Source organism: Sphingomonas sp. Ant20 (genome assembly GCF_000783375.1).
GTDB lineage: Bacteria > Pseudomonadota > Alphaproteobacteria > Sphingomonadales > Sphingomonadaceae > Sphingomonas > Sphingomonas aerolata.
Map to the genome: position 1 here is coordinate 1 of NZ_JRVI01000054.1, position 10483 is coordinate 10483.

A 10483-nucleotide genomic window follows, 5' to 3' on the forward strand; every position below is an offset into this window, starting at 1 on the left:
CGGCACTGCTACGCAGCGCGGGATAGGCCCCTGCCCGCCACGCGGCGATCCGCTGGCGCGCGGGTTCGGGTTCGGCAAACCCCGCCTCTGCCAGCTCGGCGTCGAGCCGCGTCGGATCATGCGAAAGCCCGGATGCCGCGCCATCGTCGAGCGCGTCGTAGATCCGCCCGGTCGCCGCCACATGCGGGGCGAGCAGCGCCAACAACGCGGCGCTGCCGTCGAGCCCGTGCAGCCACGCCACCCGCTCGAGCGCATCGCCGGTCGGCAAGGCATGCGTCTGCCGGTCGTCGATCATCTGCACCCGGTGCTCGATCGTCCGCAGCAGCGTGTAGCTTTCGATCAGCGCGCGCGCCTCATCTCCGCCGATCCACCCCGCCTCCGCCAGCCGCGCAAGCGCGACGCGGGTGGCCGGCGCGCGCAGCGCTGGATCGCGACCACCATGGATCAACTGATGGATCTGCGCAAAGAATTCGGCTTCGCGGATCCCGCCGCGGCCGCGCTTCAGGTCGTAACCCGGCCCGAAGGCCTGACCCTGCGCATGATGATCGCGGATCCGTCGCGAGATGCCGCGAATCTCGCCGATCGCGCCGAAATCGAGCGCGCGCCGCCAGACGAACGGGCGGACCGTGTCGAGGAACTGCCTGACAAGCGCGATATCGCCCGCTGCGGCGCGCGCGCGGATGAAGGCGGCACGCTCCCAGGGGAGCGCCTGCGCCTCGTAATAGCTGATCGCCGCATCGATCGGCAGCGCGATCGGCGTGATCTCGGGAGACGGCCGCAGGCGGAGGTCGACGCGCAGCACATAGCCGTCGCCGTCACGTGCCTGAAGCAGTTCAACGACGCGCTTGCCGATCCGCACGGCGGCGGCTTCGGGTTCCTCGCGCGGGCGCAGCGGCAGCGTGTCCGGATCGTAGATCAGGATCGGATCGATATCCGACGAATAATTGAGTTCGCCACTCCCCTGTTTGCCAAGCGCGATCGCGGCGAACCCGCGCGCTTCGGCGCCGGGCGTGCGCTCTTCGATCGCGGTGCGGATCGCGGTGTCGAGTGCGTGGTCGGCAAACCCGGTGAGCTGCTGCGTCACGGCGGTGAGATCGAACACGCCGGCCAGGTCACCGATCGCGACCCTCAGCGCGAGCGCACGCCGTTCGAGGCGGAGGCGTCGTGCAACCGGCATGTCGGGGTCGAGCGGCACCGGGATGGGATCCAGCCGTCCCTCTGCCAGCTCCCTGGCAAGGACAGGCTCGCGGTCGAGGAGCATGGCGAGGAAGGGGGACCAGCGTCGCGCGCGCTGCGTCGCGGCGATGATCTCCGACGCCCGATGCGCGTTATCCAAGCCACACCCCACAATTGTTTTATAAAGTCAAGCCGGGGTAGCAACAAAAAGCCTTGAAGCTCGTTGACCCTGCATGACCCATCTGCACCCGACTATTCGCCGTGACCAGACCGATCATCTGGTCGTTCGCGCGCCTCGCAAGACGGATGCGATCGGACAGTCGCTTCGCGGTGCGTTCGATCGCGACTCCGGAATGCCCGACGAGTTTATGTCTTTGCTGCGTGAACTCGACACCATGTCGCCGCGACGACACTGATCCAAACGCCAGCCGCGGCGGGCGTCTATTTCACCGCCCGCGGCTCAGCTCTTCGACATCGCCCATGATCGAGTCGAGTGCCGTCTTGGTCGTGTCAGTCTCATGATCGCGGCGCGACGGCAGCGACCCATCCGTGAGAATGGTTTCAAGCGCGACACGGCCACGCGCGACGCGGCTCTTGATCGTCCCGACCGCCACGTTGCAGATTTCCGCCGCCTCTTCATACGCAAACCCGCCCGCGCCGACGAGAATCAACGCCTCGCGTTGCGGCTGCGGCAGGTGCATCAACGCGCGCTGCATATCGCCCAGCTCGACATGCCGGTCCTGGCTAGCAGGTGCCGCAAGGATGCGATCCGCCACCAGATCGTCCCACTCGCCCTTGAAGCGGGCGCGACGCATCTGTGACAGATAGAGGTTGCGCAGGATGATGAACGTCCAGGCGCGCATGTTCGTACCGGCCTGGAAGCGCAGCCGTGCGGCCCACGCCTTCAGCAGCGTCTCCTGCACCAGGTCATCCGCAAGGTCGCGGCTGCCCGACAGCGAACGCCCGAACGCACGTAGATGCGGGATCACCTGGGCAAGCTGGACCTTGAACTCGGCATCGGAAAGCGAGACGTGCTCAACGGGCGCGACCTGAGGCTCGGCGCCGTCGACTTCGTCGTCACGCTGGGCGGGCTGTACCATGAAATTCCGATCGTTCCCGAATGACGACCGCCGCCCAGAGGACGGCGATCTTGAGCATACGGATCGGCATTAACCGGTCCGCCACGCCACGCATATGCTATCGAATGACGAGAAATGCAAAAATGGCGATAACCAGGACCAGTGATATCACAAGGATATAGCGGGTCATATGCGGTGTTGCGCCGGCGCGGGCGTCTTCGCCGGCGACGTGGATCTGCTCTTTTGGGTCAACCATGAGACTGAAACCCCCGAACGCCGTTTTGGGTCCGTAACTATCAAAACTTGATGCCGGGGTTGCTGACGATATCGTCGACGGCAACCCCGGCCCAAGTCTAGCGGCGCATCAGGCGCCCGGAACGGTCGTCTGATCGAAGAACAGTGCCTGGCTGATTGCCGCCTTCACTGTCGAACGCTGGAACGGCTTGGTGATCAGGAAGGTGGGCTCGGGACGTTCACCGGTCAGGAGACGTTCGGGGAACGCGGTGATGAAGATCACGGGAACCTCGAATTCGGCAAGGATGTCCTTGACCGCGTCGATACCCGAACTGTCGTCCGCCAGCTGAATATCAGCGAGCACGAGACCCGGACGCTCTTCCATCGCAAGGGCCACGGCCTCGTCGCGAGTCACCGCGACACCGGTCACGTCGTGACCCAGGTCGCGCACGATCGTCTCGATATCCATCGCGATGATCGGCTCGTCCTCGATGATCAGAACACGCGCGCGGGTCTGACCTTCGATTTCCGCCAGTGCTGCGGCGACGAGCTCTTCGACCTCGTTCGCATCGACGTCGATCAGATAGGCCGCGTCCTCGGGCGTGAAACCCTCCATTGCGGTCAGCAGTAGCGCCTGACGCGAGAGCGGAGTCATCCGCGACATACGTGCGCGGGCAACTGCGGCATGGCCGTTGGTGTCGCCGACACCCTCGTCGCCCATCTCATCATAATTCGCCGACGACCAGATCGCCTGGAACATCCGATAGAGACCGAGACGCGGATCGACATCCTTCGGAAATTCATCAGGTGCCGCGACGATCGCCTCGAGCGTCGCGCGAACATATTTGTCGCCATGACTCTGGCTGCCGGTCAGGGCCCGGCCGTAGCGCCGCAGAAAGGGAAGATGCGGTGCGAGTTGCTGTCCAAGCGACATGGGTATTGGTAACTCCCTGATCGTTACGCCGGCCCGGTGAGGACGACGATACTAGAATATGACGCGACCGACCGATTGCCAGACCCTCGGAACCTTTTGGCCCGACGCCCACGACAATATCGATTTTTCGCTCCAACAGGGAACTAACGAGAGGCTATTTGGTTTCCCGGACAATCACCGCGAGTGTATGACGCAGGTCTAGCTGTGTCATGTGCCGCCCGCGGCCTATGGTAAACATCATCTTACGTGCGTCGTGCAGGGGGAAATTTTGAGTTTGGGCCACGACACGCAGAACGAAACTCCCGCCGGCACTCCCGCTGGCAAGGGCACCGGCAAGCCGCGCGACACGGCCCGCGATCGGCAGATGGGAACGGCATTGCGGTCGGTCTATCAGCAGACCGTCGAGGAAGCCGTTCCTGACGAGTTTCTGGCGCTGCTCGGCAAGCTGGACTGAGGGCGGGCCGCATGGCCTCGCCAACCGGTTCCGTGAGCAAATCCGGCACCCCGTCACCTGCCGCCCCGGGCTCCACGAAGACCCCGACCGACACCAGTTCTGTTGACGCCAATGCGACGGCGTCTCGTCCACCGTCGCAGATCGCCACCGCGATCGGGCGGCTTCCCACCGGGGCCAAGCTTTTCCTGATCCTCAGTGCAGCGCTTCTGCCGCTCGCGCTGATTGCGATCTTCGCTACGCTCCAGACGACGCGTGTCGCCGATGCGGAAGCCCGTGCAAGGTTGCGGGTCGCTGCGGCAGAAAGCGCACGATCGGTCGCCATCGAACTGATCGGTGACATGACCGCGTTGCGCGTCGCGGTGAACGCGCTGGGCTTCGACCCTGCCGACGCGCCGAGCTGCGCCCGCGCACAGGGCGTGTTCGCGCAGCAGGCCTCCTCGGGTACGCGATTTGTCATCACCGACCGCGCCGGCCGCGTGTTGTGCGGGCGCGCGCTGCCTGAAGCCGTCGCGCTGGATTCGACCAGCAATCCCGTTGCCGCCGCGATCGTCCCGAACCGCGGCCTGGTCCTCGCGATCACCGGCCCCGGCGGCGAGACGTCGGCACGCGCCTATTTCCCGCAGCCCTTTCTCGAACGGATCGGCCGGCCGTCCAACCAGACCCTGGAATTCAACAGTGCGCTGATGCTCGGACAGGACGCGCTGCTCCTCGAATCGATCGACGACGAGGCACCGCTCGACCGGCTGGAGACGATGCGTACGGACCTTGGCGTCGCGGGCCTTGCGCTGCGCACCAGCATCCGCAGCGCACCGATTACCTCGTCGCTGATCATCGCGCTGCTGCTGCCGCTACTGATGTGGGCGGCGGCGGCGGGGATCGGCTGGTTCGTTGTCGACCGCCTGCTGATCCGTCCCTTGCGGCAATTGCGCGCCGCGGTCGCCGCGTTCACGCCAGGTGAGGTCATTGATACCGGCACCGTCCGCACCATGCCCGCGCAGGAGATCCGCGAGCTCGGCGATACGTTCCAGGTCATCAGCCGGACCGTGGCGGCGCACGAAGCGGGCCTGGCGGCTGGGCTCGTGCGACAGACCAAGCTGACGCGCGAAGTGCATCACCGGGTGAAGAACAATCTCCAGGTGATCTCCAGCCTGATCAACTTCCACGCCCGCAGCGCACGCAGCGCCGATGCGACCGAGGCCTATTCGTCGATCCAGCGCCGGGTCGACGCGCTGGCGGTCGTGCACCGCAACCACTTTGCCGAGCTCGAGGAAAATCGCGGGCTCAACATGCGCACGATGCTGGGCGAACTGTCCGCCAACATTCGCGCCACCGCCCCCGATCGCTCGCACGGTCTCGGCATCACGCTCGACGTCGCCCCGTTCCTCGTCAATCAGGACGTCGCCGTCGCGGTCGCGTTCCTCGCGACCGAGACGATCGAGCTGGCGATGACCTGCGATCCTTCGGCACAGATCCGCGTGTCGATCCAGCCCGGCGCCACGCCCGACCGCGCAGTGCTCCGCGTCGTCTCGCGGGCGCTGATCGAGAGCGACGCGCTGCGCGAGGCAGCAACGCGCTATGGCCGTGTAATGGAAGGCCTTTCGCGCCAGTTGCGCTCGGCGCTCCATCATGACCCACTGGTCGGCGCGTATGAGATCGCCTTTGCCGTCATCGGGCGCGATTGAGCGCGACGAAACACCTCGTCGAAAAAAACTTGAAAACGGCAGGAACCACCTTTCCCGAACGCCGTTCTATAGTTCGGATAGCGACTTTATGCCCCCCCGCTCTCGCTATCCAAGTGACAGGCCCGGAAGCATCACCCTCCCCCCCCCCGGTGACGCTTCGCCTTTATCATTCCAAATCAGACGCGTGCCTGGTTGCACCAACGGAACGAAACCCGCGCCCGTACATTTCTCCCCTCGGTGGCATTCAAGCCTTCTAGGAGGAAGTATTATGCGTAAGTTGGTTGGATTGGCCGTTGTGGCCAGCGCGCTCATCGTGTCGGCATGCAACACGGTCGAAGGCGCCGGCAAGGACGTGAGCTCGGCCGGCCGCACCGTGGCGAAGACCGCGAGCGACGCCAAGTAAGCCTTTGCGCTTGAGATACGAAAACGGGGCCCGGTGCAGCTGCACCGGGCCCCGTTTTTACGTCTGGCGCCGTTCGCTCAGTGCGTTTCGGCGATATCGGTGGAGTCCGACGTCTCATCCTGCGCCTTGGCCTTCGCCCGGCTGCGCTCCGTGAACCAGATACCGATCAGCGCGAATTCATAGAGGATCGTCAGCGGGATCGCGAGCAGCAGCTGCGACCCGATATCCGGGGGCGTCAGGACCGCAGCAATCGCGAACGCCGCAACGATGGCGTAGCGCCGCGCGCCGACGAGCTGCTTGCGCGTGACGATCCCGGCGCGCTCGAGCAGCATCAACAGCACGGGCAGCAGGAAAGCGATCCCGAAGCCGAACAGGAACTGCATCGTGAACGACAGGTAGTTGCCGATCGCCGGCAGCGCCTCGCGCTTCACGCCGCCGACCACGCCGTCGAACCCCAGCAGGAAGTGGAGCGCCATCGGGATCGCGACATAATAGGCCATGGCCGCGCCTGTGAGGAACAGGACGGGGGTGGCGAGGATGAACGGCAGGAGCGCGTTCTTCTCCTTCTTGTACAGGCCGGGGGCGACGAACTGCCAAAGCTGGTTGGCGATGACCGGGAAGGACAGCATCATCGCCGCGAAGAACGCGACCTTCACCTGGACGAAGAACGCCTCGAACACTTCGGTGTAGATCACTGTATCCTGCCCCGCCGCGAGCAGCGGGTGGACGAGGAAGCCGAAGATATCCTCGGCGAAATACATTGCCACGGCGAATGTCACGACCAGCGCGGCGATGCAATAGAGCAGCCGCCGCCGCAACTCGATCAGATGGTCGAGCAAGGGGGCCCGGCTCTCGTCGATCTCACTCATGACGCTATGCTCTCGGCAGTCTGGAAGTCGGTCACGACGACGCTACGTCGGACTTGGCCGTCCGCGCGTCGGACGGCGTGGCAGCCGGTACGGCGTGTTCGTGTCGATCCTGCCCGGGTGTCACGTCGACGCTGTCCCGGTGATCCGGGGCCGGCGCTTCGATATCGAGGCCGGCCGGCGCCGGCTTATCGCCCGAGGACCCGGATGCCGGGAGCACGACGGGCTTCTCGACCATCACGGGTTCGGACGACGGCAGATCGTGATGGATGTCGGGTTCGGGCGAATGGACGATCTGCGCGGTGTCGGTCGGCGGGTGCTCACGCATGATCCGCTCATTTTCCGACGCCCAGCGCTTTTCCATTTCCTCGAGCTCCGCCTCGCGGACCATCGAGTCGAAGCCCGACCGGAATTGGCGCGCGACGCCGCGCGCCTTGCCGACCCAATAGCCGACGACGCGCATCGCCTTGGGCAGGTCCTTCGGACCGATCACGACGAGCGCAACGAACGCCACGAGCAGGAATTCGGACGGAGCGATATCGAACATTCAGGCGCGCCTATCTGGACCCGTCGAGTCTGGGAACGTCAAGCGCGGCTCAGCGGTCTTCGCGGACGCGATTGCCGTCGCGATCGAAGGCCGGATCGGCGGTCTTCTGAGCTTCGATACGCGCGGATGGCTTGGCCGGCGTCTCGTCGTCAGGCTCGGCCATGCCCTTCTTGAAGTTCTTAACGCCCTTGGCAACGTCGCCCATCAGGCTGGAAAACCGACCGCCGCCCAGAAGGAGGATCGCGACGACCGCAAGAACGAGCAGATGGATCGGGCTGAATCCGCCCATGACAATTCTCCTGAAAACCTGCCTCTATCTAGGCGTCATCGTCACGCTTTGCCACAGTGCTTTCATGGCTGCCGCGATCTGTACGGTCCTCGACGTCGACATCGACCGGATCGAGCAGCCCCGCAGCACGCAGATCGTCGATCCCCGGCAGGTCGCGACGGGTCTTCAGCCCGAAATGCACCAGGAACGCGGCCGTCGTGGCATAGAGCAGCGGCCGCCCCGGGACCTCGCGCCGCCCCGCGGGCCGGACCCAGTCCGCCTCCATCAGTACGTCGAGCACACCTTTGGAAATCTGCACGCCGCGGATCGCCTCGATCTCGGCGCGGGTGACGGGCTCGTGATAGGCGATGATCGCCAGCGTCTCGATCCCCGCCCGGCTCAGCCGCCGCGGCTCTTCGGACTCGCGACGCAGCACATGGGCAAGGTCGGGCGCGGTCTGGAACTGCCACCGATCCCCGCGCCGGACGATATTGAAGCCGCGCCCCGTATAGTCCTCGACCAGCACCTCGATCGCGACCCGGACGTCGCGCGCCGTCGCGATCGCCCCGACATGCGCGCGGATCGCATCAAGTGTCAGCGGCGCGTCGGCGGCGAACAGCACCGCCTCGACTGCGCGGACGAGCGCATCGGGCCGCGTCATGCCGGCGTGGCGCGCAGATAGAGCGGGGCAAAGGGCGCCGCCTGCCGCAGCTCGACGCGCCCCCGCCGCGCCAGTTCGAGCGCCGCAACGAAACTCGACGCCAGGGCCGACCGACGAAACCGCTCCGCGCCGGGCGCGACCGCGGATGCAGGCAGGAACGCCTCAATCCTGCTCCAGTCGAGCCGCTCGCCGACCATCATCGACACGCGCTCGAGCGCCGCCTCGAGCGTCATGACCGCACGATCCGCAACCACGTGCATCACCGGCCGGGTGCGCCCCGATACCCGTCCGTATGCCGCGATCAGGTCGAAGATCTCCGCCGTCCAGACCGCCTTGCGGACGGTCCGCAGCCCCTCGGGTGCGCCGCGCACGAAGACGTCGCGCCCCGTCCTATCGCACGCCATCAACCGCGCCCCCGCTTCGCGCATCGCATCGAGCCGCTCGAGCCGGTGCTGGAGACGCCGTGCGAGGTCGTCCGGATCGGGCTCGACCGACGGGTCTCGGGGCAACAGCAATGCCGATTTCAGATAGGCCAGCCACGCCGCCATCACGAGATAATCCGCGGCGAGTTCGAGTTTGAGCGTGTGCGCATCATCGACATAAGCGAGATACTGCTCGACCAGCGACAGGATCGAGATCGTCCGCAGATCGACCCGCTGCGTGCGCGCGAGCGACAGCAGCAGGTCGAGCGGTCCCTCCCATCCATCCAGATCCAGCGTCAGCTGTGCATCGTCCATCCGCGCTGCGTACAGCATCCGCGCATCCGTCGCAGCCCGCTCGTGCCGTCGCGCGAGGCGATCAGTCTCCGGCCGGGTCCTGCATGGCCCGGTCCAGCAGCGCATCGCGGGTCGCGATCAGGTCGTCGAACCGTCCCTGTGCGGGGCCCACCGACCCCATCGCGCGGTCGAGACGCGCCCGCCCCACCGCGGAGATCGGACCCAGCCGGCCGGAAATCTCGACCATCTCGTCCATGCGCGCCCAGCAGTCGAGGACCAGGTCACATCCTGCCGCGATCGCGCCCGCCGCCTTGTCGCCCGCGGTGCCCGACAGCGCCTTCATGTCGATGTCGTCGGTCATCAGCAGCCCGTCGAACCCGATGCGGTCGCGGATGATCCGATCGATCACGACCGGTGACAGTGTCGCCGGGCGATCCGCGTCCCACGCGTCAAAGACGATATGCGACGTCATGCCCATCGGCGCCTGGTTTAGCGTGCGGAAGGGTTCGAGATCGACCTCGAGCTCGGCATCGGTGGCGGTGACGGTGGGCAGGTGATGATGCGTGTCGACGCGCGCGCGGCCATGGCCGGGCATGTGCTTGACGACCCCGACGACACCACCCGCGGCCAGCCCCTCCAGCGTGGCACGCCCGAGCGCTGCGACGCGCATCGGATCGGACCCGAACGCGCGCGAGGCGACCGCCTCGGTCGTGTCGGGTTGCGCGACGTCGAGCAGCGGCAGGCAGTCGACAGTGATCCCCACCTCGCTCAGCATCACCCCGAGCGCCTGGGCGTTCGCGCGCGCTGCCTGGATCGCCGTCATCGGCGCGCGGTCATAGGCCGCGTCGAACACGGGTCCGGCCGGAAAACTCGGCCATTCGGGCGGCCCCATCCGGGCGACGCGTCCGCCCTCCTGATCAATCAGGATCGCCAGGTCGTCGCGCCCCGCCAGCGCGCGCAGCGAATCCGTCAGCGCGCGCAGCTGGGCGCGGTCGACGACGTTGCGTTTGAACAGGATATATCCGGCCGGTACGCACTCGGCAAAGAATGCGCGTTCCTGCGGGGTGAGCACGGGCCCGGACAGGCCGAAGATGACGGGCTTCATGCGCCTCGCCTAGCGAACCGCCCCCGCGTCGTCACGTTCAACCTGCCGCAGCGCGACGATCAGCTGGCGACGAAGCAGGTTTCGCCGGCGACGCGCAACCGTCCGCAGATATCGGCGGCCTGGTTCGCGCTGCCCGCATCGACGCGCAACCGGTACAGCGTGTTGCCACCGCGTGCGACCGGCTCGACGAACTTGTTCAGCGGCGCGAGATAGCTGAAGCGCTTGGCGAAGTTGGTCCATGCCGAATTGGCCACCGCAGCACTCGGAAAGGCACCGAGCTGAACGAGCGATCCACTCGCGACGGGGCCCGCCGCTGCCGGCCGCGCCTGAAGCGGCGGGGCCGCGACCAGCCGGCCGG

The 10483-nt window shown here is 66.2% G+C and carries 14 protein-coding genes; 4 read left to right on the forward strand and 10 right to left on the reverse strand.

Going from position 1 to position 10483, the window contains the following annotated elements; translation table 11 throughout:
- Positions 1 to 1261, reverse strand: a 1261-nt coding sequence (locus NI18_RS09215; RefSeq protein WP_306286323.1) for a DUF294 nucleotidyltransferase-like domain-containing protein, incomplete at its 3' end; no start/stop codon positions are given.
- Between the two features lie 148 nt (positions 1262 to 1409).
- On the opposite strand from NI18_RS09215, the gene NI18_RS25610 reads away from it, so the two are divergent.
- Complete coding sequence (locus NI18_RS25610) at positions 1410 to 1592, forward strand: hypothetical protein (protein WP_037529643.1); 183 nt, start codon at positions 1410 to 1412, stop codon at positions 1590 to 1592.
- A 30-nt stretch (positions 1593 to 1622) separates the two neighbouring features.
- Here NI18_RS25610 and NI18_RS09225 read toward each other — a convergent pair whose 3' ends face one another.
- Positions 1623 to 2276 (reverse strand): sigma-70 family RNA polymerase sigma factor, encoded by a 654-nt coding sequence (locus NI18_RS09225; RefSeq protein ID WP_031439350.1) that lies wholly within the window; start codon positions 2274 to 2276, stop codon positions 1623 to 1625.
- A gap of 343 nt (positions 2277 to 2619) precedes the next feature.
- On the reverse strand, positions 2620 to 3423 hold the full coding sequence (locus tag NI18_RS09235) for a response regulator (RefSeq protein ID WP_037529646.1): 804 nt from the start codon (positions 3421 to 3423) through the stop codon (positions 2620 to 2622).
- A 268-nt stretch (positions 3424 to 3691) separates the two neighbouring features.
- On the opposite strand from NI18_RS09235, the gene NI18_RS26785 reads away from it, so the two are divergent.
- The 3 genes from NI18_RS26785 to NI18_RS09250 all read left to right on the forward strand — a co-directional run bounded on the left by NI18_RS26785 (position 3692) and on the right by NI18_RS09250 (position 5962).
- A complete protein-coding gene (locus tag NI18_RS26785; protein WP_146163677.1) occupies positions 3692 to 3877 on the forward strand; it encodes a NepR family anti-sigma factor in 186 nt (61 codons plus the stop codon).
- 11 nt (positions 3878 to 3888) lie between these two features.
- Positions 3889 to 5559 carry a histidine kinase dimerization/phosphoacceptor domain -containing protein gene (locus tag NI18_RS09245; protein WP_084215129.1) on the forward strand — a complete coding sequence of 557 codons (1671 nt, stop codon included), beginning with the start codon at positions 3889 to 3891 and terminating at the stop codon, positions 5557 to 5559.
- 268 nt (positions 5560 to 5827) lie between these two features.
- Complete coding sequence (locus tag NI18_RS09250; RefSeq protein WP_031394885.1) at positions 5828 to 5962, forward strand: entericidin A/B family lipoprotein; 135 nt, start codon at positions 5828 to 5830, stop codon at positions 5960 to 5962.
- Positions 5963 to 6039: 77 nt separating this feature from the next.
- Here NI18_RS09250 and tatC read toward each other — a convergent pair whose 3' ends face one another.
- The 7 genes from tatC to NI18_RS09285 all read right to left on the reverse strand — a co-directional run.
- A complete protein-coding gene (gene tatC, locus NI18_RS09255) occupies positions 6040 to 6831 on the reverse strand; it encodes a twin-arginine translocase subunit TatC (RefSeq protein WP_031394886.1) in 792 nt (263 codons plus the stop codon).
- Positions 6832 to 6862: 31 nt separating this feature from the next.
- On the reverse strand, positions 6863 to 7375 hold the full coding sequence (gene tatB, locus NI18_RS23245) for a Sec-independent protein translocase protein TatB (protein WP_084215130.1): 513 nt from the start codon (positions 7373 to 7375) through the stop codon (positions 6863 to 6865).
- Positions 7376 to 7424: 49 nt separating this feature from the next.
- A complete protein-coding gene (locus tag NI18_RS09265; protein WP_031394888.1) occupies positions 7425 to 7664 on the reverse strand; it encodes a twin-arginine translocase TatA/TatE family subunit in 240 nt (79 codons plus the stop codon).
- A 28-nt stretch (positions 7665 to 7692) separates the two neighbouring features.
- A complete protein-coding gene (gene scpB / locus NI18_RS09270) occupies positions 7693 to 8304 on the reverse strand; it encodes an SMC-Scp complex subunit ScpB (protein ID WP_037529650.1) in 612 nt (203 codons plus the stop codon).
- On the reverse strand, positions 8301 to 9059 hold the full coding sequence (locus tag NI18_RS09275) for a ScpA family protein (RefSeq protein ID WP_306286322.1): 759 nt from the start codon (positions 9057 to 9059) through the stop codon (positions 8301 to 8303). Before NI18_RS09275 ends, scpB begins: the two co-directional genes overlap by 4 nt.
- 43 nt (positions 9060 to 9102) lie before the next feature.
- Positions 9103 to 10125, reverse strand: coding sequence for a glycoside hydrolase family 3 N-terminal domain-containing protein (locus NI18_RS09280; RefSeq protein WP_037529652.1), 1023 nt, complete (start codon positions 10123 to 10125; stop codon positions 9103 to 9105).
- A gap of 59 nt (positions 10126 to 10184) precedes the next feature.
- Positions 10185 to 10483, reverse strand: a 299-nt coding sequence (locus tag NI18_RS09285) for an SPOR domain-containing protein (RefSeq protein WP_037529663.1), incomplete at its 5' end; no start/stop codon positions are given.

Bases quoted from the DNA above. Each gene is read 5' to 3' on its own strand.
- NI18_RS25610 (WP_037529643.1), top strand. From the start codon at position 1,410: ATGACCCATCTGCACCCGACTATTCGCCGTGACCAGACCGATCATCTG.
- NI18_RS09225 (WP_031439350.1), bottom strand. From the start codon at position 2,276: ATGGTACAGCCCGCCCAGCGTGACGACGAAGTCGACGGCGCCGAGCCT.
- NI18_RS09235 (WP_037529646.1), bottom strand. From the start codon at position 3,423: ATGTCGCTTGGACAGCAACTCGCACCGCATCTTCCCTTTCTGCGGCGC.
- NI18_RS09245 (WP_084215129.1), top strand. From the start codon at position 3,889: ATGGCCTCGCCAACCGGTTCCGTGAGCAAATCCGGCACCCCGTCACCT.
- NI18_RS09250 (WP_031394885.1), top strand. From the start codon at position 5,828: ATGCGTAAGTTGGTTGGATTGGCCGTTGTGGCCAGCGCGCTCATCGTG.
- tatC (WP_031394886.1), bottom strand. From the start codon at position 6,831: ATGAGTGAGATCGACGAGAGCCGGGCCCCCTTGCTCGACCATCTGATC.
- tatB (WP_084215130.1), bottom strand. From the start codon at position 7,375: ATGTTCGATATCGCTCCGTCCGAATTCCTGCTCGTGGCGTTCGTTGCG.
- NI18_RS09265 (WP_031394888.1), bottom strand. From the start codon at position 7,664: ATGGGCGGATTCAGCCCGATCCATCTGCTCGTTCTTGCGGTCGTCGCG.
- scpB (WP_037529650.1), bottom strand. From the start codon at position 8,304: ATGACGCGGCCCGATGCGCTCGTCCGCGCAGTCGAGGCGGTGCTGTTC.
- NI18_RS09275 (WP_306286322.1), bottom strand. From the start codon at position 9,059: ATGCTGTACGCAGCGCGGATGGACGATGCACAGCTGACGCTGGATCTG.
- NI18_RS09280 (WP_037529652.1), bottom strand. From the start codon at position 10,125: ATGAAGCCCGTCATCTTCGGCCTGTCCGGGCCCGTGCTCACCCCGCAG.